The organism is Arenimonas oryziterrae DSM 21050 = YC6267 (assembly GCF_000420545.1).
Taxonomy (GTDB): Bacteria; Pseudomonadota; Gammaproteobacteria; order Xanthomonadales; family Xanthomonadaceae; genus Arenimonas; species Arenimonas oryziterrae.
On record NZ_ATVD01000002.1, the window covers coordinates 165068 to 186628 of the forward strand.

16 protein-coding genes and 1 tRNA gene are annotated in these 21561 nt (G+C 67.1%); all 17 read left to right on the forward strand.

Annotated features, from left to right (window positions below):
* Positions 1-29 precede the first annotated feature (29 nt).
* The 17 genes from thrA to G467_RS15580 all read left to right on the forward strand — a co-directional run bounded on the left by thrA (position 30) and on the right by G467_RS15580 (position 21503).
* Entirely contained in the window at positions 30-2531 is a 2502-nt protein-coding gene (thrA, locus tag G467_RS0105545; protein WP_022968742.1) for a bifunctional aspartate kinase/homoserine dehydrogenase I, read from the forward strand.
* Positions 2528-3451: a homoserine kinase gene (locus G467_RS0105550; RefSeq protein WP_022968743.1), complete on the forward strand. Its 924-nt coding sequence runs from the start codon at positions 2528-2530 to the stop codon at positions 3449-3451. The genes thrA and G467_RS0105550 overlap by 4 nt, the downstream gene beginning before the upstream one ends.
* A complete protein-coding gene (gene thrC / locus G467_RS0105555) occupies positions 3448-4752 on the forward strand; it encodes a threonine synthase (RefSeq protein ID WP_022968744.1) in 1305 nt (434 codons plus the stop codon). Before G467_RS0105550 ends, thrC begins: the two co-directional genes overlap by 4 nt.
* Before the next feature lie 52 nt (positions 4753-4804).
* Positions 4805-4880 (forward strand) — tRNA-Ala (locus G467_RS0105560).
* Between the two features lie 83 nt (positions 4881-4963).
* A complete protein-coding gene (locus G467_RS15565) occupies positions 4964-7888 on the forward strand; it encodes a bifunctional diguanylate cyclase/phosphodiesterase (protein ID WP_022968745.1) in 2925 nt (974 codons plus the stop codon).
* Between the two features lie 68 nt (positions 7889-7956).
* Complete coding sequence (locus tag G467_RS0105570; protein ID WP_022968746.1) at positions 7957-8514, forward strand: GbsR/MarR family transcriptional regulator; 558 nt, start codon at positions 7957-7959, stop codon at positions 8512-8514.
* A gap of 19 nt (positions 8515-8533) precedes the next feature.
* A complete protein-coding gene (locus tag G467_RS15570; protein WP_022968747.1) occupies positions 8534-9871 on the forward strand; it encodes a cytochrome ubiquinol oxidase subunit I in 1338 nt (445 codons plus the stop codon).
* A complete protein-coding gene (locus G467_RS0105580) occupies positions 9868-10857 on the forward strand; it encodes a cytochrome d ubiquinol oxidase subunit II (protein ID WP_022968748.1) in 990 nt (329 codons plus the stop codon). Before G467_RS15570 ends, G467_RS0105580 begins: the two co-directional genes overlap by 4 nt.
* Before the next feature lie 347 nt (positions 10858-11204).
* A complete protein-coding gene (locus G467_RS0105585) occupies positions 11205-12788 on the forward strand; it encodes a 2-isopropylmalate synthase (protein WP_026802398.1) in 1584 nt (527 codons plus the stop codon).
* Positions 12789-12800: 12 nt separating this feature from the next.
* Complete coding sequence (locus G467_RS0105590; RefSeq protein WP_022968750.1) at positions 12801-13748, forward strand: branched-chain amino acid transaminase; 948 nt, start codon at positions 12801-12803, stop codon at positions 13746-13748.
* On the forward strand, positions 13748-15190 hold the full coding sequence (leuC, locus tag G467_RS15575) for a 3-isopropylmalate dehydratase large subunit (RefSeq protein WP_022968751.1): 1443 nt from the start codon (positions 13748-13750) through the stop codon (positions 15188-15190). Before G467_RS0105590 ends, leuC begins: the two co-directional genes overlap by 1 nt.
* Positions 15187-15771, forward strand: a complete 585-nt coding sequence (gene leuD, locus G467_RS0105600) for a 3-isopropylmalate dehydratase small subunit (RefSeq protein WP_022968752.1) — start codon at positions 15187-15189, stop codon at positions 15769-15771. The genes leuC and leuD overlap by 4 nt, the downstream gene beginning before the upstream one ends.
* Positions 15768-16841 (forward strand): 3-isopropylmalate dehydrogenase, encoded by a 1074-nt coding sequence (gene leuB, locus G467_RS0105605; protein WP_022968753.1) that lies wholly within the window; start codon positions 15768-15770, stop codon positions 16839-16841. The genes leuD and leuB overlap by 4 nt, the downstream gene beginning before the upstream one ends.
* Positions 16842-16853: 12 nt before the next feature.
* Positions 16854-18506, forward strand: coding sequence for a dihydroxy-acid dehydratase (ilvD, locus tag G467_RS0105610; protein WP_022968754.1), 1653 nt, complete (start codon positions 16854-16856; stop codon positions 18504-18506).
* 54 nt (positions 18507-18560) lie between these two features.
* Positions 18561-19547 (forward strand): ketol-acid reductoisomerase, encoded by a 987-nt coding sequence (gene ilvC / locus G467_RS0105615; protein WP_022968755.1) that lies wholly within the window; start codon positions 18561-18563, stop codon positions 19545-19547.
* 1 nt (position 19548) lies between these two features.
* Positions 19549-21228, forward strand: a complete 1680-nt coding sequence (gene ilvG, locus G467_RS0105620; RefSeq protein ID WP_022968756.1) for an acetolactate synthase 2 catalytic subunit — start codon at positions 19549-19551, stop codon at positions 21226-21228.
* Positions 21225-21503 carry an ACT domain-containing protein gene (locus tag G467_RS15580; protein WP_022968757.1) on the forward strand — a complete coding sequence of 93 codons (279 nt, stop codon included), beginning with the start codon at positions 21225-21227 and terminating at the stop codon, positions 21501-21503. Before ilvG ends, G467_RS15580 begins: the two co-directional genes overlap by 4 nt.
* Positions 21504-21561: the final 58 nt, after the last annotated feature.

The following is a 21561-nucleotide window of genomic DNA, read 5'->3' on the forward strand; positions in this document are numbered from 1 at the left end:
CGAATGCAGGGCCTCCCTTTGGAGGCTTCATGAATTCGCCCGCTGTCGTTCCTGCCGATCACGCCGCTGCGGCCCCCGTCACCGTCGCCCACAAGTTCGGCGGATCTTCGCTCGCCGATGCCGGCTGTTTCCGGCGCGTCGCCGCGAACCTGCGTGAGCGCAGCGAACGTGAACAAGTGATCGTCGTCTCGGCGATGCAGGGCGTGACCAATGCCCTGCTCGCGCTCGCCGACGCCGCCGTCGCACAGACGAACGATTGGCAGAACGACTGGGCGGCGCTGCGCGACCGCCATCTCGCCGCCGCAGCCGCACTCACCGGTGAGGCCAGCGAAACACAGGATTGGCTGCAGTTGCGCTTCGAAGAACTGCACGGCCTGCTCAATGCGTTGTCGGTGCTCGGAGCGCCTAGCCGCGAGGCGCTGGAACTGATCCAGGGCCTGGGCGAAGTCTATTCGGCGCGTCTGCTGGCCGATCACTTCCGTCGCGAAGGCGAGGCCTGCGCCTGCCTGGACGCGCGCGAGGTCCTGCTGGTCGCACACGGCGAACTCGGCGTCTCCGTGGACTGGCCGGCGAGCAGTGCACGCCTGGCCGATTGGCGCAGCGCGCATCCGGAACCGCGGATCGTCGTCACCGGTTTCGTCGCACGCAATGCCCAAGGCCGCGCGACCACCCTGGGCCGCAATGGCAGCGATTATTCCGGCGCGATTTTCGCGGCGCTGTTCGACGCGGCCGAACTGCATATCTGGACCGATGTCGACGGCGTGCTCTCGGCCGACCCGCGCGTGGTTCCCGAAGCCGTGCCGCTGGCCACGCTGTCCTATCACGAGGCCTGCGAGCTCGCGTACTTCGGCGCCAAAGTCATCCATCCGCAGACGATGACGCCGGCGCTCGCGCGCGGCCTGCCCATCTATATCCGCAACACCTTCCGTCCGCACCTGCCCGGCACGCGCATCGCCGCCGAGAGCACGCCCGACGGTCCGGTGAAGGGACTGACGCTATGCCCGGACCTGGCCCTGCTCAATGTCGAAGGTGCGGGCATGATCGGCGTGCCGGGCACGGCGCAGCGCGTGTTCGCGGCGCTGCGCGTGGCCGGTGTATCGGTGGTGATGATCTCGCAGGGCTCGTCGGAGCATTCGATCTGCTGCGTCGTCCGGGCCGCGGAGTCGGCGCGTGCGCAAACGGCGGTCGCCGATGAATTCGCGGCCGAACTGGCGCGCGGGCAGCTCCAGAGCATCGGCGTGGTACCCGACATCAGCGTGCTCGCCGCCGTCGGCGATGGCATGGCCGGCACGCCCGGCGTCGCCGCGCGTCTGTTCGATTCGCTGGCCCGGGCGCGCGTCAACGTGCGCGCAATCGCGCAGGGCGCCTCGGAGCGGAACATCTCCGTCGCCCTGGCCAGCAAGGATGCCGAACGCGCGCTGCGCGCGGCGCATGCCGGTTTCTGGCTGTCGCCGCAGACGATCTCGATCGGCGTGATCGGTCCGGGCAAGGTTGGTGCCGCCCTGCTCGAACAGCTGCAGGAAGCGATCCCGCGCCTGCGCCGCGAGGCGAATCTGGATCTGCGCCTGCGCGCGCTCGCGAACAGCCGCACGATGTGGCTCGATCCGCTCGGACACGCACCCGAACACTGGCAGGCGCATCTCGATGGCGCCACCGAGGCCTGCGACCTCGCCCGCTTCGCCGCGCACGTGCGCACCGAGCATCTGCCGCACGCGATCATCCTCGACTGCAGCGCCAGCGATCACGTCGCCGCGCACTACGCCGACTGGCTGGCACAGGGCATCCATGTGATCACGCCCAACAAACATGCCGGCGCGGGCCCCTGGCCGCGTTTCCAGGCGATCCGTGCCGCGAGCGCGGCGACCGGCGCGCGCTTCCGCTACGAAGCCACCGTCGGTGCCGGCCTGCCCGTCATCCAGACTCTGCGCGACCTGCTCGATACCGGCGACAGCCTGCATTCGGTCGAAGGCATCTTCTCCGGCACGCTCGCCTGGCTGTTCAACCGTTACGATGGCCGCATGCCCTTCTCCGAACTCGTCCATGAAGCCCACGCCCTGGGCTATACCGAACCCGATCCGCGCGACGACCTGTCGGGCACGGATGTCGCGCGCAAGCTCGTCATCCTCGCGCGCGAAGCCGGCTTGCCGGTGTCGCTCGAGCAGGTGCGCGTCGAGAGTCTGGTGCCGGCATCGCTGGCCGGCGTGTCGCGCGAGGATTTCATGGCCCGACTCGGCGAAGGCGATGCAGCGATGCAGGCCCGGCACGCGCAGGCCACCGCGGCAGGAAAGGTCCTGCGCTACGTCGCGCGCTTGGACCAGTCGGGCGACGCGCAGGTCGGTCTGGTCGAATTGCCGGGTGACCACGCCTTCGCGCATCTGCGCTTGACCGACAACGTCGTGCAGTTCAGCACGCGTCGCTACGCGAGCAATCCGCTGGTCGTACAAGGCCCCGGCGCCGGACCGGAGGTTACCGCCGCCGGCGTGTTTGCCGATCTGCTGCGCGTCGCTTCCTCGCTCGGAGCGCGGGTATGAGTTCGGACATCCGCGCGTTCTCGCCCGCGAGCGTGGGCAATGCCGGCGTCGGTTTCGACATTCTCGGCCACAGCATCGACGGACCCGGCGATCTGGCGATCGTGCGCCGGATCGCCGAACCCACCGTGCGCATCGCCGCGATCCGCGGCACCACGGTGGATTTGCCAAGGGTGGCCGAGAAGAACACGGCCGGCATGGCCTTGCTGTCTTTGCGCGAAGGGCTCGGGCTGGAACACGGATTCGAAATCGAGCTGGAGAAAGGCATTCCACTCGGCTCGGGCATGGGTGGGTCGGCGGCGTCCTGCGTTGCTGCTCTCGTTGCCGCGAACGCCCTGCTGGCGACGCCGCTGACACCCGAACAGTTGTATCCGCATGCGCTCGCCGGCGAAGCGGTCGCGAGTGGCAGCCTGCACGGCGACAACGTCGGGCCGATGCTGCTCGGTGGCTTGGTACTGGCGACGAAGGATGCGCTGGTGCGCATTCCCGTGCCGGCGCACTGGCATTGCGTGCTCGTGCATCCCGACGCGGTGCTCGAGACACGGCGTGCGCGCGAGGCCCTGAAAGGTCACTACGCGCTCGGAGACTTCGTCGCGCAGAGTGCGAATCTCGCGCTGGTGCTGGCCGGATGTTTCCAGGGCGATGTCGCCCTGGTGCGGCGGGGCTTGAGCGATGTGCTGGTCGAACCGCGGCGGGCGCCACTGATCACCGGATTCGCGGAAGTGAAAACCGCCGCGCTCGACTGCAACGCCCTCGGCGCGAGCATCTCGGGCGCGGGCCCGAGCGTCTTCGCGTGGTTCGAGAGCCGCGCGGACGCCGAGGCCGCCGCCACCGCGATGCGTGCGGCATTCGCGACTGCGGGCTTTGCGAGCGAAAGTTTCGTGTCGCCAATCGCTGGTCCGGCTGCGCGGGTACTGCCATGAACTTCGTCAGCACGCGTGCACAGGCGCCCGCCGCGTCATTGAGCGCCGCGATCGCGGCGGGACTGGCGCCTGATGGCGGCTTGTACGTCCCCGATACGCTGCCCCGGTTTTCACCAGAAGAGTTTTCCGCGGATGAGACGCTCGCCGAGATCGCCGCGCGACTGCTGCGGCCCTTCTTCGCCGGCGATGCGCTGGCGCCCGAGTTGGACGCTATCTGCCGCGAGGCATTCGATTTCCCCACGCCCCTGCGCGCCCTTGCCTCGCCCGGCGATCACGTGCTCGAGCTGTTTCATGGACCCACGGCCGCGTTCAAGGACGTCGGTGCGCGTTTCCTCGCCGCCTGCCTGTCGCGCCTGCAACGCGGCCAGACGCGGGAGCTGACGATTCTCGTGGCGACCTCGGGCGATACCGGCGCGGCGGTCGCCGCCGCATTCCACCGGAAACCGCATCTGCGCGTGGTCGTGCTGTATCCCGACGGGCGCGTGTCGCCGCGACAGGCGCACCAATTGGGTTGCTTCGGCGACAACATCCTCGCCCTGCGCGTGGCCGGCAGTTTCGACGACTGCCAGGCGCTGGTGAAACAGGCGCTCGCCGATCGCCCGCTGCAGGCGCGAGTGCCGCTCAGTTCGGCCAACAGTATCAGCCTGGGTCGTCTGCTGCCGCAGATGAGCTACTACGCGGCGGCGGCCCTGCAACACTGGCGGCGCGAACACACGCCGCTGCATTTCGTCGTGCCGACCGGCAATCTCGGCAATGCGTTCGCCGGCATCCTGGCGCGCGCCTGCGGACTGCCGATCGGTCGGATCGCGCTGGCGAGCAACGACAATCGCGTGCTGCCGGATTTTTTTGCCGGCGGCGACTACACGCCGCGGGCAAGCCGCGCCACGCTCGCCAACGCGATGGACGTCGGCGCGCCGAGCAATTTCGAGCGCTTGCGCTGGCTCTATCCGGACCCCATCGCCCTGCGCGCCGCCTTCGAGGCCCTCGCCGTGCCCGACGAAGCGATCCGCGCGGCGATTTTTGAAAGCCGGCGCCGCCTCGACGAGACCGTCTGTCCGCATACCGCCACCGCCCTGGACCTGCTGGTTCGCCTGCGCGCCCGCGGCGAAACCGGGGCCTGGGCCGTGGTCGCGACCGCGCATCCGGCCAAGTTCGAGAGCATCGTCGAACCCCTGATCGGCGAACCCGTGCCGGTGCCACCCGCCCTAGCCGCCCTGTTGGAACGGCCCGCCCGGGCCGAGCCGCTGGCCGCGGACTACGCGGCACTGCGGGCGCGATTGCTCGCCGCGTCGCCCGGGTGAAGATCGGATTTGGCGACTCGGCGCGACGCGTTGTATCATTCGCCTACCCCGTGGGGGGGTAGCTCAGCTGGGAGAGCGCATCGTTCGCATCGATGAGGTCGTGGGTTCGATCCCCATCCTCTCCACCACAGATTCAACAATGAAGCCCGCCTCGCGCGGGCTTTTTTGTGCCCGATGGATTTCGGGAGTAGTCTCGGGACAGGGGGCTTCCATGAAGGATCTGGGCGATCTTCTGAGCGCGCGGTTGCCGGTTCGTCCATCGCGCGCCGAGGGTGCGGCTGACCGGTTTCTCGCGCTCGTGCAGACACGGACCGCCGCCGCGCTGACCGAAGTCGCGACGCAACTGGTCCGCGATCTGCTCGGCACGCGCCGGGTCGAACTGCTCCTGCCCGTCGCTTCGTCCCCGGCCGACACGCCCGCGACACGCGCCGACGTCCAGCAGCACCCCGATGGCAGTCTGTCCCTGACGATCCCGCTGGTCGCCGGTGCGGCGCGACTGGACATCGATCTGTCCGCCGATCAGACCCGCCTCGACGACACCCTGCCGGTGCTGTGCGAACTCGTCGATCTCATCGATCTGCGCCTGTCGGAATTGCTCGCCGCCGACCAGTTGCGTCAGGCCGTCGCCGCCGCACAGCGCCAGGAGCACCTGCAGCACGCGCTCTACACGATCGCCGATCTCGCCTATGCCGATCTGGACATGCGCGAAATGCTCGCCCGCGTGCACGCGATCCTCAGCGGCCTGACCTATACCGAGAATCTGTTCATCACGCTCTACAACGTCGAGCGCGATGCGATGACCTTTTGCTACGACGCCGACCAGGGCAGTCCGCAGCTGCTGCGCGACGGCATCGAGATGGCCGGCGTCGACTATCCCAACAGCCTGACCCTGGCCCTGCTGCGTCGCGGTCGCTCGATGATGGGACCGAGCGCGGTGCTGCGCAGCGAACTCGGCCTTACGCACGATCCGCGCCTGGGCCCGGAATGCGTGGACTGGCTGGGCGTGCCGATGATGGAAGGCGACCGCGTGCGCGGCGCGGTGGTCGTGCAAAGTTACGACGAGGCCATGCGCTATACCGAAGAGGACCGTGCGCTGCTGTCCTTCGTCGCCCAGCACATTCTCGTCGCGGTCTCGCGCAAGCAGGCGCAGGACGAACTCGAACGCGAAGTCGAACGTCGCACCAGCGAGCTGGCCGAAGCCAATGCCGTCCTGCGCGGCGAAGTGCAGGAGCGCGAGCGCGCGCAGCAGCTGCAGGCCGCGCTGTTCCGCATCGCCGAACTCGCCGGCGCGCACGGCAGCTTGGACGAATTCTACGCCGGCATCCACGGCGTGCTGGGCGAGCTGCTGGACGCGCACAATTTTTTCATCGCCATGCTGTCGGAGTCGGGCCAGGAGCTGTCCTTCCCGTATTTCGTCGACGAGCGCGACGATCGCCTGCCCACGCGCCGGCTCACCAATGGCATCACCGAATACGCCCTGCGCAATCGTCGCCCCTTGCTGGCGCATGCGGCGGAAATCCGCGCCCTCATCGAGGCCGGCGAAATGGTCATGTTCGGCACCCTGCCCGAATGCTGGCTGGGCGTGCCGCTGCTGCTGGAAGGACGCGAAGTGGGCGTGCTCGTGGTGCAGAGTTACGACCCCGATGTGGGCTTCACACTCGAAGACCAGGAAGTGCTGGAATTCGCCTCGTACCACATCGCGACCGCGCTCGAGCGCAAGCAGGCCCAGGATCGCCTGCGCAGCGCCTACGACGAACTCGAGCAGCGTGTGCGCGACCGGACCCGCGAACTCGAACACGCCAACGTCGAGCTGCGCGAGCAGATGGTGGTACGCGAGCACATCGAATCGCGCCTCAAGCACGAAGCTCTGCACGATGCGCTGACCGGGCTGCCGAACCGGGCCTCGATGCTGGAACGGCTGACCCTGGCCCTGCGCCGCTACCGCGCCGACCGCTCGCGGCAGTTCGCGGTGCTGTTTCTCGATCTGGACCGTTTCAAGGTCGTCAACGATTCGGTCGGGCATCTGGTCGGCGACGACCTGCTGATTGCGGCGGGCCGGCGCATCGCCGCCTGCGTGCGCGACCCGGGTTCGGTCGCACGCCTGGGCGGCGACGAGTTCACCGTCGTGCTCGAGGACATCAACGGCGTCGAGGATGCCAACCACGTGGCGATGCGCATCCTCGCCGCCCTCGTCGATCCGATCCGCATCGGCGACAAGGAAATCTATACCTCGGCCAGCATCGGTATCGCGCTCGCCGACCCGCGCTACACCAGCGCCGAAGAACTGCTGCGCGATGCGGACGTGGCGATGTACCGCGCCAAATCACGCGGCCGCCAGCGCTACGAATTGTTCGACCAGACCCTGCACGAGGAAGCGCTGCACGTGCTGGATCTGGAAAGCGACCTGCGCCGAGCGATCGTACGCCGCGAGTTCATGCCGTATTTCCAGCCGATCGTGCGCCTCGACGACGGCGCGATCGTCGGCTACGAGGCCTTGCTGCGCTGGCAGCACAAGGAACGCGGACTGATGCTGCCGCACGAATTTCTCGGAATCGCCGAGGATTCGGGCAGCATCGAGCTGATCGACTGGCAGATCTACGAACGCGTGTTCGACGCCATCCCGCGCCTGGGCGCCGCCCCGCTGTACACGGCGATCAACGTGTCGGCACGGCATTTCCGCTCGCCCTATCTCGCCGAGCGCCTGCTGGAACTGCTCGAGACCTACCAGGTCGCGCCCGATCGCGTACGCATCGAAGTGACCGAAGGCGCGCTGCTGGAAAATCCCGATCAGGCACGGCAGACGATGCTGCGCCTGCGCGATGCCGGCGTGCTGTGCGCGCTCGACGATTTCGGCACCGGCTATTCGTCGCTGTCGTACCTGCACCGGTTCCCGCTGTACGCGCTGAAGATCGACCGATCCTTCGTGTCCGACCTGCAACCCGATCTCGGCGGCAGCAGCGCCGCGGTCGTTCGCGCGATCCGTGCGTTGGCCGGTTCGCTGGGCATGGAAGTGATCGCCGAAGGCATCGAGACCAGCGCCCAGCGCCAGGCGCTGATCGAACTTGACTGCCGGGTTGGCCAGGGCTTCCTGTTCGCGCAGCCGCAGCCGCTGCCCAAACTCGCGACCGTGAATTGAGCGCACTTGCCCGCGACGGCGCAAGAGAGTAAATTTTCGCAACTTTCAGCAATTACTGAAACTTCCGAATGAACCTGCCCCCACTGACTCAGAGCTTTGTCCTGCACTTCGGCGAGATGGGCAGCCGCTGGGGCATCAACCGTACGGTGGGGCAAATCTACGCCCTGATCTTCGTCTCCAGCCGGCCCGTCCACGCGGATGAAATCGTAGATAAATTAGGGGTTTCCCGCTCAAACGTGAGTATGGGCTTGAAGGAGCTCATGGCCTGGCGACTGGTCAAACTCGAGCACCTGCCGGGCGACCGTCGCGACTATTTCACCGCCCCGGGCGAAATCTGGACCATCTTCACCACCCTGGCCGAGGAGCGTCAGCGCCGCGAAGTCGAGCCGACCCTGTCGATGCTGCGGGTGGCCCTGCTCGAGTCGACCGACTCGCCCGAGGACCTGCATGCGCAGGCGCGCATGCGCGAGATGTACGAATTGATGGAGCTGATGACGACCTGGTTCGCCGAGGTGCGCAAGCTCTCGCCGTCGACCCTGGTCAAGCTCATGGAACTCGGCGGCAAGGTCAATCGCCTGCTCGAGCTCAAGGACAAGCTGATGGTGGTGCCGGGCGGCAAGCCCTGAACCCTTGCAGGAGAGTTTGATGGATCCGCTCGTCCTCGCCCGCATCCAGTTCGCGGCGAACATCTCGTTCCACATCCTGTTTCCGACCGTCACGATCGCGATGGGCTGGCTGCTGCTGTTTTTCAAGCTGCGCCATCGCGCGACTGGCGAGAAGAAATGGATGGACGCCTACGGCTTCTGGGTGAAGATCTTCGCGCTGAGCTTCGCGCTGGGTGTGGTCAGCGGCATCACCATGAGTTTCCAGTTCGGCACCAACTGGCCCGGCTACATGCAAACGGTCGGCAACATCGCCGGTCCGCTGCTCGCCTACGAAGTGTTGAGCGCGTTTTTCCTCGAAGCGACCTTCCTCGGCGTCATGCTGTTCGGCCGCCGCCGCGTGAGCGAGAACATGCACACGCTGGCGACCTTCCTTGTCGCGGCGGGTACGACGCTGTCGGCGTTCTGGATCCTGGCGCTGAATTCGTGGATGCAGACGCCCGCCGGTTTCGAAATGATTGGTGGCCAGGCGCATGTCACCAGCTGGTGGCAGGTGATCTTCAACCCCTCGTTTCCGTACCGTCTCGTGCACATGCTGCTGGCATCGGGCCTGACTGCGAGTTTCCTGATGGCCGGCGTCTCGGCCTACCAGTGGCTGCGCAGCGATCGTGCACCGGCGGTGATGGCCGCCCTGCGCACCGGTGTCTTCGTCGCTGCGATGCTGATTCCGGTGCAGATCTTCGTCGGCGACCAGCACGGCCTCAACACCTTCGAACATCAGCCGGCGAAAGTCGCGGCGATGGAAGGCGTCTGGGACACCGAGCGCGGCGCGCCCGCCCTCGCCTTCGGATTACCCAACGCGAAAGATCGGCGCAACGACTATGCGATCGGCATTCCGAAGCTCGCCAGCCTCATCCTCACCCATCATGTCGACGGCGAGATCCGCGGCCTCAATGAGTTCGGCGATCGTCACCCGCCGGTCGCACCGGTGTTCTGGGGCTTCCGCGTGATGGTCGGCACCGGCGTGCTGATGCTCGGCATTTCCTGGTGGTGTGCCTTCCGGCTGCGGCGCGGCGGCGAACCCAGCCCCTGGCTCGCGCGCGCCCTGGTCGGCATGACCTTCTCCGGCTGGCTCGCCACGCTCGCCGGTTGGTACGTCACGGAAATCGGCCGACAGCCCTATCTCGTTACCGGCGTCCTGCTGACCCGCGATGCTGCCGCCGCGACGCCGGTGCCCCTGCTCGGCATTTCCTTGACCCTGTACCTGACGATCTATGCGCTGCTGATCGTTTCCTACGTCAGCGTGGTTTTCCATCTCGCGCGCAAGCGCAAGCTCGTCGATCGCGATGCCGAAGACCTGGGCCAGGAGCTGCCGCAATGAACGACCTGTATCCGCTGATCTTCGTTTTCCTGATGGCGCTGTCGATGCTGATCTATGTCGTGCTCGACGGCTACGACCTCGGCGTCGGCATCCTGTTGCGCCGCGCCAGCGACGCGCACAAGGACGAGATGATTTCCTCGATCGGTCCGTTCTGGGACGCGAACGAAACCTGGCTCGTGCTCGGCGTCGGCATCCTGCTCGTGGCGTTTCCGCAGGCGCATGGCGTCATCCTCGGGGGTCTGTACCTGCCGGTCGCGTTCATGCTGATCGGACTGATCCTGCGCGGCGTCGCCTTCGACTTCCGCGTCAAGGCGCACGACGACCATCGCAAGTGGTGGAATCGTGCGTTCTATGCCGGCTCCTTGCTGGCGGCGGTCTCGCAAGGCTTCATGCTCGGCATCTATCTGCTGGGCTTCGACTATTCGTTCGCCAGCGTGGTATTTGCGGCCTTCGTCGGCCTCGGCCTCGCTGCGGGATACACCCTGCTCGGTGCGACGTGGCTGATTCTCAAGACCGAGAATGCGCTGCTCGATCGCGCGGTGCGCTGGGCCCGCGGCAGCCTGTGGCTGACCGGCTTCGGCATCGTGGCGGTCTCGGTGGCGACGCCCTGGGTGAGTTCGCGCATCTTCGACAAATGGTTTTCGATGCCGAACCTGTTGCTGCTCGCGCCGATTCCGCTGCTGACGGCCGTGCTGTTCTTCGCCTGCGAACGCCAGCTCAAGCACATGATCGAGGGCCGTCCGCATCGCGCCTGGCTGCCGTTCGCGTCCGCCGTCGGCCTGTTCGTGCTCGCGTTCGTCGGTCTGGCCTACAGCCTGTTCCCTTACCTGGTCGTCGACCGCCTGACCTATCTCGACGCCGCAACCGCCCCCGAATCGATGAAGGTCATGCTCATCGGCATCGCGATCACCTTGCCGGCGATCCTGGGCTACACCGTGTACTCGTACCGTGTGTTCTGGGGAAAAACGCGGGAGCTCAGCTACTAGCTAAGGAAGGCATTCCCTAGCGAAGTGGTGGGATTGCGAATCGCCGTCGGCTAGAACCCTGGCTCTAATCTGGTGGTTGACAAGCGTTTCGACGCGCGCTTAGTCTCGACCCATGCCTCGCCACCACACCACTGCCAACGCAATCACCGCCCGGGTCCTCCCGGTCGCTGATGCGTTCGTGGTCAATGGCCTGGCCCTCGCAGCGCTCGTACTCGTACTCGTCCTTATTATCCCCGGAGGTGCGGGCTGAGGGCGTTCGTCTAACGAGTAAAACCAGACGAGACCGAAAACCCCGCACCCGGAAACGGATGCGGGGTTTTTTGTTGCCCGGCTCGCCAAAGCGAACCATGCAAACAGTCAACCAACCCACGCAAAACAACGACGAAGCGCCGCGCGAACGCGTACGCATCTTCGACACCACCCTGCGCGACGGCGAACAGGCTCCCGGCTATTCGATGACGCGGGCGCAGAAGCGGCGCATCGCCCAGGCGCTCGCCGAACTCGGCGTCGACATCATCGAAGCAGGCTTCGCCCAGGCCTCCGACGATGATTTCGCGGCCGTGCAGGCGATCGCCGGCGACCTGCGCGGACCGACCGTCTGCGCCCTCGCCCGCTGCCAGTTCGGCGACATCGAAGCCGCCGCCCGCGCGCTGGAACCGGCGCATCACGCGCGCATCCACGTGTTCATCGCGACCAGCCCGCTGCATCGCGAGCACAAGCTGGGCATGAGCAAGGCCCAGGTCATCGACAACGCGGTCGCCGGCGTGCGCCGGGCGCGCGAGTTGTGCGGTGACGTCGAGTTCTCCGCCGAAGACGCGCTGCGTACCGAACCGGAATTCCTCGCCGAGGTCCTGAGCGCGGTCATCGCCGCTGGCGCTTCGACCCTCAATGTGCCCGACACGGTCGGCTATACGACGCCGGCGGAGATGGCCGAGCGCATCGCCTACCTGCGCCGGCACGTGCAGGGCATCGAACGCGCCGTGCTCAGCGTGCACTGCCATAACGACCTCGGCATGGCCGTCGCGAACAGCCTGGCGGCCGTCGGCGCCGGTGCGCGCCAGGTCGAGTGCACGCTGACCGGCATCGGCGAACGCGCCGGCAATGCCGCGCTCGAAGAAGTGGTCATGGCCCTGAAAACGCGCAGCGAGCTGTATCGCGTCGACACCGGCATCGCCACGCAGCGCCTGTATCCGACCGCGCGTCTGCTGACCAATCTGCTGGGCATGCATCTGCCGCGCAACAAGGCCGTGGTCGGCGAGAACGCGTTCGCACACGAAGCGGGCATCCATCAGCATGGCATGCTCAAACACCGCGGAACCTACGAAATCATGCGTCCGGAAGACGTCGGGTTCGCGCGCTCGCAGCTGGTGCTGGGCAAACACAGCGGCCGACATGCCCTGCGCGAACGCCTGGCCACGCTCGGCCACGAGCCGGACGAGGCGCAGCTCGACGAGCTGTTTACGCGCTTCAAGACGCTCGCCGACAAGAAGCGCGAGGTGTTCGACAACGATCTGGAAGCGTTGGCGCTCGGCCGCGATCCCGATGCGCTCGGTCCCTGGCGCATCGTGCAGTTGCACACCAGCAGCCACGTTGGCGGCATGGCCTCGGCGACGGTCAAGCTGACACACGAGGACGGCCGCCAGGCCAGCGAAGCCTCGATCGGCGATGGGCCGGTGCATGCGGTGCTGCGCACGATCGAGCGCGCGACCGGCCACGCGCTGGAGATCGGCGATTTCCAGATCCGTTCGCTGAGCGTGGGCGGCGATGCCCAAGGCCAGGCAACGTTGTCGGTCGAGCACGAAGGCCGCGAGGTCCGCGGCAAGGGCGTATCCACCGACATCGTCGAGGCGGCGGCGCTCGCTGCCCTCGAGGTGGTCAATCGCATCGAACGCCTGAGCGCGCCCACGCGCCGCGCCGCCAACCAATCCTGACGGAGTCGTCTCATGAAAGCCCCCACCCTGCTCTGGCACAACGGCCGCATCAAGTCCTGGCACGAGGCCAGCGTGCATGTCGGCGCGCATGCGCTGCACTACGGCTCGTCCGTGTTCGAAGGCGAACGCGTCTACGCGACGCCCTCGGGCCCGCAGTATTTCCGCCTGGCCGAACACACCGAGCGCCTGTTCAATTCCGCGCGCATCTACGACCTGGTCATCCCCTACACGCCCGATGAAATCAATGCCGCCTGCCACGAGGTGATCCGCGCCACCGGCCTCAAGAGCGCGTATGTCCGTCCGATCGCGTACCGCTCGGGCTTCACCTTCAGTCTCGCGCCCACGGCGGACGTCGCCGTGGACGTCGCGATCATCGCGATCGAATGGGGATCAATGCACGGCGCCGCCGCGCTGGAGAACGGCGTCGATGTCTGCGTGAGTTCGTGGACGCGCGCCGCGCCGAACACCTATCCGACCGGCGCCAAGGCCGGCGGCAACTACCTGTCGAGTCAGCTGATCGCCCAGGAAGCCGTGCGCGGCGGTTTCGTCGAAGGCATCGCGCTGGCGCCGGGCGGTCTGCTCAGCGAAGGCGCCGGCGAGAATCTTTTCGTCGTGCACAAGAACCGCATCTACACGCCGCCGGCGGGCGCCAGCATTCTGTGTGGCATCACCCGCGACAGCGTGTTCACGCTTGCACGCGAGCTCGGCTACGAGGTGCAGGAGCAGGCCTTGCCGCGCGAAATGCTGTATTTCGCCGACGAGGTGTTCATGACCGGCACCGCGGCGGAAATCACGCCGGTGCGCTCGGTCGACCGCAAGCCGGTCGGCAAGGGCGAACCCGGCCCGGTGACGAAAGCGCTGCAGAAGGCGTTCTTCGGTCTGTTCGACGGCAGCACCGTCGATCGCTGGGGCTGGCTCACACCGGTGACCGAGGCGACCCAGTCCCAGGAGGCCGCGTGATGAATCCGTCCGCCCGCACTCTGCTCGACAAGCTCTGGGACGCGCATCAGGTCGTCGCCGAAACGGCCGCGGCGCCCGGTGTGCTCTACATCGATCTGCATCTGATCCACGAAGTCACGACGCCGCAGGCCTTCACCGAACTGCGTGCGCGCGGCCTGTCGGTGCGCCGTCCCGAACGCATTCTCGCCACGCTCGACCATTCCACGCCGACGACGCCGCGCGATGCGCAGGGTCAGCATGTCTACGCCAGCGAGGAAGCGGCCGCCCAGGTCGCGCAGTTGGAACTGAACTGCCTGCAGTTCGGCATCGACCTGCAAGGCTGGAGCAGCGAATCGCGCGGCATCGTCCACGTGATCGGCCCGGAGCTGGGCGCCACCCAGCCGGGCATGACCATCGTCTGCGGCGACAGCCACACCTCGACCCACGGTGCCTTCGGCGCGCTCGCGTTCGGCATCGGCACGACCGAAGTCGGCCATGTGTTGGCAACGCAATGCCTGTTGCAACGCAAGCCGAAGAACTTCGCGATCCATGTCGAAGGTCGTCTGGCGCCGGGCGTGACGGCAAAAGACCTGGCCCTGCATCTGATTGGCCGCATCGGCGTCAACGGCGGCACGGGCCATGTCCTCGAATACCGCGGCAGCGCCATCGAGGCCCTGACCATGGAAGAGCGCATGACCCTGTGCAACATGTCGATCGAGGCCGGTGCACGTGCCGGGCTGATTGCACCGGACGAAACCACGTTCGCGTATCTGCAAGGTCGCGAACGCGCTCCGAAAGGCGCCGCCTGGGATCAGGCGCTGGCTTATTGGCGGACGCTGCCCAGCGATGCCGGCGCGCGCTACGACCGCGAACTGCGCTTCGATGCCGCCGACGTGCGCCCGACGATCAGCTACGGCACGCATCCGGGCATGGTCGTCGCCCTGCACGCCCCCGTGCCTGCCGCGAAAGACCTGCCCGAGCGTCGCGCGCTCGATTACATGCGCGTTGATGCCGGCAAGCCGATGACCGGCATGCCGGTCGACCTCGTGTTCCTCGGCAGCTGCACCAATTCGCGCATCAGCGATCTGCGTGCGGCGGCGAGCCTGCTGCAGGGCCGGCGGATCGCCGCGAACGTGCGCATGCTGGTCGTGCCCGGTTCGGTCACGGTGCAACGCGAGGCCGAGAAAGAAGGCCTGGACCAGGTGTTCCGCGACGCCGGCGCCGAATGGCGCGAGCCCGGCTGTTCGATGTGCATCGCGATGAACGGCGATCTCGCCCAGCCGGGACAACTGGTCGTCAGCACGAGCAATCGCAATTTCGAAGGCCGACAAGGTCCGGGCGCTCGCACCGTTCTTGCCAGCCCCCTGGTCGCCGCTGCTTCCGCCCTGGCGGGCTGCATCGCCGATCCGCGCGACGTCGGAAAGTCCGGCGATACCTCATCGACCCGGGAGCAAGCGGCATGAAACCCCTGACCCATCTGCGTTCGCGTACCGCGGTGCTCACGCACGAAAACATCGACACCGACCGCATCATCCCGGCGCGGTTTCTCACCACGACCGAGCGCAACGGCCTGGGTCGTTACGCGTTCAACGACTGGCGCTACCGCGCCGACGGCAGCGCCGACCCCGAGTTCGCGCTGAATCGCCCGTCTTCGCAGGGCTGCGAGATCCTGGTCGCCGGCCGCAATTTCGGCTGCGGTTCCTCGCGCGAGCACGCGCCCTGGGCCTTGCTCGACTATGGCCTGCGCGCCGTGCTGTCTTCGGAGATCGCCGACATCTTTCGCGGCAACGCGCTCAAGAACGGCCTGCTCGCAGTCACGCTCAGCGAGGCCGAGCACCGCTATCTGCTCGCGCATCCGGGCATCGAACTGGCGATCGACGTCGCCGCCGGCACGATCGAACTGCCCGATGGCGGCCGCTTCCGTTTCGAACTCGACGCGTTCGCGCGCCACTGCCTGACCCAAGGAGTCGACCAACTCGGTTTCCTGCAACAGCACGGCGCGCAGATCGATGCCTTCGAAGCCCGGCGCGAGGTGCACGCATGAAGGCGAACCTTGTCCTGCTGCCCGGCGACGGCATCGGCCCGGAAACCACGGCTGCTGCGGTCGCGGTGCTGCGCGCCATCGCGACGCGTCATGCGCACGATTTCGTATTCACTGAACACGCGATCGGTGGCTGCGCGATCGATGCGACGGGCGCGGCCTTGCCGGCGGCCACGCGCGCCGCCTGCCTGCAAGCCGACGCCGTGCTGCTGGGGGCGGTCGGCGGACCGAAGTGGTCCGATCCGGCGACGCCGGCGCGTCCGGAACAAGGGCTGCTGCAATTGAGGGCTGCACTCGGCGTGTTCGCGAACCTTCGCCCGGTGCGCGTGCATCCGCGCGCGGCCGCGCTGTCGCCGATCAAGCCCGAACGGCTCGCCGGCGTCGACCTGCTGTTCGTGCGTGAACTCACTGGCGGCAGCTATTTTGGTGCGCGCACCCGCGACGCCGCCAGCGCCAGCGACGAATGCCGCTACACCGTGGTCGAAATTGAGCGCGTGCTGCGCCGCGCCTTCGACCTCGCACGCGGCCGGCGCGGCCGTGTCACCTCGATCGACAAGGCCAATGTGCTGGAAACCTCGCGTCTGTGGCGAGAGACCGCAGTGCGGGTCGCCGCTGACTATCCCGATGTCGTGCTGGAACACCAGCTCGTCGATTCGATGGCGATGTTGCTGCTCACGCGACCGGCGGACTACGACGTGCTGGTCACCGAAAACCTGTTCGGCGACATCCTCACCGACGAGGCCGCCGTGCTCGCCGGCTCGCTCGGCCTGCTGCCTTCGGCCTCGCTCGGCGACGGCCGTCGCGGCCTGTACGAGCCCATCCACGGCTCGGCACCGGACATCGCCGGCCGCGGCGTCGCCAATCCGATCGGCAGCATCCTCAGCGCGGCCCTGTTGCTGCGGCATTCGTTGGGTCTGGAATCAGAAGCGCGCGAAATCGAAGTGGCGGTCGACGCCGTGCTCGATGCCAACGAGCTACCCCGCGACCTCGGTGGCCAAGCCGGCACACAGGACATCACCGCCGCCGTGCTGGCCGCCCTCGCCCACTCCCACGCCGCACAAGCGGCGGCCTGACCCGGACTCGACATGCGCAGCAATGCCATCAAACACGGACCCGATCGCGCCCCCGCCCGCGCGATGCTGCGCGCCACCGGACTCGACGATGCCGATATCGCCAAGCCCCTGGTCGCGATCGTGCACACCTGGTCGAACGTCTCGCCCTGCAATCTCAACCTGCGCGATCTGGCGCAGGCCGCCTGCGACGGCGTGCGTGCGGCCGGCGGTACGCCGATCGAATTCAACACGATCGCCGTGACCGATGGCATCGCCATGGGCACCTCGGGCATGCGTGCCTCGCTGGTGTCGCGCGAACTCATCGCCGATTCGATCGAACTCGCCGTCGACGGTCATTGCCTGGATGCCGTGGTGGTGTTGTGCGGCTGTGACAAGACCATTCCGGCCGCGGCGATGGCGCTCGCGCGCATGAACATCCCCGGCGTGGCGCTGTATGGCGGCAGCATCGCGCATGGCCAACTCGCCGGCCAACCGATCACGATCCAGGAAGTGTTCGAGGCCGTCGGTGCACACGGCGCCGGCAAGATGAGCTGCGCGCAGTTGGCCGAGGTGGAAAAGAAAGCCTGCCCTGGCGCGGGCGCCTGCGGCGGCCAGTTCACCGCGAATACGATGGCGATGGTGCTGACCGCGCTGGGCCTGTCGCCGCTCGGACTCAACGATATCCCTGCGACCGATCCGGCGAAGCGCGATGCCGCGTTTCGCTGCGGCGAGCTGGCGATGCAATGCCTCGCGGACGGTTTGCTGCCGCGTGCCACGCTGACACCCGAGGCCTTCCGCAATGCCGCCCGACTGGTCGCCGCGACGGCAGGTTCGACCAATGCCGTCCTGCATTTGCTGGCAATCGCGCACGAAGCCGGCGTCGCGCTGACGCTGGAGGATTTCGAGCAGGCCTCGCGCAACACGCCGGTGATCGCCGATCTCAAACCCGGCGGCCGCTACACCGCGGTCGAGCTCACGCTCGCCGGCGGCACGGCCTTGGTCGCCCGCGAATTGCGCGCCGCCGGCATGCTCGACGATGCGCCGACGGTGACCGGCCACTCGCTGTTCGCCGAACTCGATGCCGCGGCACCCGCATTCGAAGGCCAGCAGGTCGTGCGCACGATCGCCGATCCGCTCAAGCCGCGTGGCGGCTATTCGATCCTGTACGGCAATCTCGCGCCGGAAGGCTGCGTGCTCAAGCTCGCCGGCCAGGGCAAGGTGCATTTTGACGGTGTCGCGCGCGTGTTCGAAAGCGAGGAGGAAGCCTTCGCCGCCGTGCAGTCCGACCGCATCCGCGCCGGCGATGTGCTGGTGATCCGCAACGAAGGACCGGCCGGTGGTCCGGGCATGCGCGAAATGCTCGCCGTGACTGCCGCCCTCGTCGGGCGCGGACTCGGCAACGAGGTGGCCCTGATCACTGACGGCCGCTTCAGCGGTGCCACGCACGGCTTCATGGTCGGACATGTCGCACCGGAGGCCGCGCGCGGTGGTCCGATCGCCCTGCTGCGCGAAGGTGACCGCGTGGTCATCGACGCCGACACGCGCCGTCTCGACACCGATGCCGATCTCGAGACGCGACGCGCGCAATGGCAGGCGATCGCACCGACGGTCATCCGCGGCGCCCTGGCCAAGTACGCCCGCCTGGTCGGCTCCGCCGCGAAAGGCGCCGTGACTGACGGCGTCTAGGCAACCCATTCCAACCCCCCTTCCTCAACCCACCCTGCTTACCGGAGAAACACCATGACCACCCCCGCCACTACCGACGCCCTGAAGTCATCGCGTCTTGCCATCCTCGGTTACGGCAGCCAGGGTCGTGCCCATGCTTTGAACCTGCATGAATCCGGACTCGACGTGATCGTCGGCGTGCGCAAGGGCGGCCCCAGCTGGGAGAAAGCGCAGGCCGACGGTCTGCGCGTGGCCGAACCGGCCGAGGCGGTGAAACAGGCCGATCTCGTCGCCGTGCTCACCCCCGACATGGTGCAGCCGGCGCTGTATCACGAAGCGATTGCGCCCTACCTCAAGCCGAACGCGGCGCTGTTGTTCGCGCACGGCTTCAATGTGCATTTCGATCAGATCCAGCCGCGCGCGGACATCGACGTGATCCTCGTCGCGCCCAAGGGACCGGGTGCCCTGGTGCGTCGCGAATACGAAAAGGGCCACGGCGTACCCTGCTTGTACGCGATCCACCAGGACGCCAGCGGCGAGGCGCGTGCCAAGGTGCTCGCCTATGCCGCGGGCATCGGCGGCGCGCGCGCGATGCTCATCGAAACCGAATTCGCCGAGGAAACCGAAACCGATCTGTTCGGCGAGCAGGCCGTGCTCTGCGGCGGCGCCACCGAACTCGTGCTGCAGGGTTTCGAAACGCTGGTCGAAGCCGGCTACAAACCCGAGGTCGCGTACTACGAGTGCCTGCACGAGCTCAAGCTCATCGTCGACCTGCTGCATGAGGGCGGCCTGGCGAAGATGCACCAGTTCGTTTCCGAGACCGCGCAATACGGCGACCTCACCCGCGGCCCGCGCGTGGTCAACGACGAAACCCGCAGTCGCATGCGCGAAGTACTCGCCGAGATCCGCGACGGCCGTTTCGCCAAGGAGTGGGTCGACGAATACAAGGCCGGCAATGGCAACTACCGCGCCATGAAAGAGCGCGATCTGGCGCATCCCATCGAACAGGTCGGCGCGACGCTGCGTGCGCGCATGCCCTGGTTGGCACCCGCAGGAGGCTGACATGGACGGTTCCAAGGAACAACGCACGATCACCCGCACCGGCGCGCAATGGCTGCTGCAGGCGCTGGAGGCGGAAGGTTGCGAGGTCATGTTCGGCTATCCGGGCGGCGCGATCATGCCCGTGTACGACGCCCTCGTGGACAGTCCGATCCGGCACATCCTCGTGCGTCACGAACAGGGCGCGGCACTGGCCGCCGATGGCTACGCCCGCGCCTCGGGCAAGGTCGGCGTGTGTCTGGCGACGTCCGGACCGGGCGCGACCAATCTGCTCACCGGCATCGCGAACGCGTATCTGGATTCGGTGCCGATGGTCGCGATCACCGGCCAGGTGCAGACGATGATGATGGGTACGGATGCCTTCCAGGAAGTCGACGTGTTCGGCATGAGCCTGCCGGTGGTCAAGCACAGCTACGTCGTGCGCCGTGCCGAAGATGTGTATGCGACCGTGCGCGAGGCTTTCGCGATCGCGCGCTCGGGTCGGCCGGGACCGGTGCTGATCGACTTGCCGAAGGATGTCGCCGTCGCTTCGGCGCTGGCACGCGCGCCGCGCTACCAGACCCGCCGCGGCAACGACGACGAACCGGAGGCCTTGATGCAGGCGCGCGCCCTGGTCGCGCAGGCCGAACGGCCGCTGCTGTATGTCGGCGGCGGCGTGAGCATGGCCAACGCCGAATGGGCCCTGCGCTCGTTGATGCGTTCGACCGGCTTGCCGGCGGTCTACACGCTCAAGGGCCTCGGCGCGGTGGATCCCGATGCGCCGTTCAATCTGGGCATGCTCGGCATGCACGGCAATCCGGCCGCGAATCACGCCGTGCAGGAATGCGATCTGCTGATCGTCGCCGGTGCCCGCTTCGACGACCGCGCGACGGGCAAGCTGGCGACGTTCGCGCCCAACGCGCGCGTGCTGCACCTGGACATCGATCCGGCCGAAATCGGCAAACTGCGCACGGCCGATGTCGGTCTCGGCGGCAAGCTCGGTGAAATCCTGCCGGCGCTGGCGCAGCCTTTGCACATCGGAGCCTGGCAGCAGCATTGCCGGCAAATGAAAACCCGCCACGCGGAACGCTACGACGCACCCGGCGACGGCGTGTTCGCACCGGCCCTGCTCAAGCAGTTGTCCGAAGCCGGCGGCAATCGTCTGATCGTCGCCAGCGATGTCGGTCAGCACCAGATGTGGGTCGCGCAACACTGGCGGGTCAACCGCACTGCCGCGCATCTGTCGAGCGGCGGCCTGGGCACGATGGGCTTTGGTCTGCCGGCCGCGATCGGTGCGCAACTGGCGAAACCCGAGGCCTGCGTGGTCTGCGTCAGCGGCGACGGCTCGATCATGATGAACATCCAGGAGCTCGCCACGCTCAAGCGTTACGGCATCCCGGTCAAGATCGTGCTGCTCGACAATGCCTGCCTGGGCATGGTGCGGCAGTGGCAGGAATTGTTCTTCGGCGAGCGCTACAGCGAAGTCGATCTGTCCGACAATCCAGACTTCGCGCAACTCGCACGGGCATTCGGTATCGCCGCCTTCACCGTCGAGCGCCGCGATCAGGTGGCGGATGCGATCGAACGCCTGCTCAGCGAAGACGGCCCCGTGCTGTGCCACGTCAAGATCGATCCGCGCGCGAACGTCTGGCCGCTGGTGCCGCCGGGCAAATCGAACGCAGAAATGATGGGCTGCGCCGCATGAGCCGCGCCTTCGCCATCGAACTCGAGCAGGCCGAGGGCGCCCTGCTGCGTCTGCTCGGCACCATCGAACGGCGCGGCTTTGCGCTCGCCGGCCTGCAGGCCGATCCGACCGGAAGTGGCGGACTGTCGGTGCGCCTGAGCGTCGACGGCGAGCGCGATCCGAACGTGCTCTGCCGCCAGCTGGAGCGCCTGGTCGACGTCCGCGAAGTGCGTCTTCTGCCCGAACCCCCCGAAGAAACTCCCGACACCTTCCAGGCCACCTGGCTGCAAGGCTGATCCTTCATCCCCATGAAACCTCATCCACTTACGGAGATCGCCATGAACCGTCGAATTA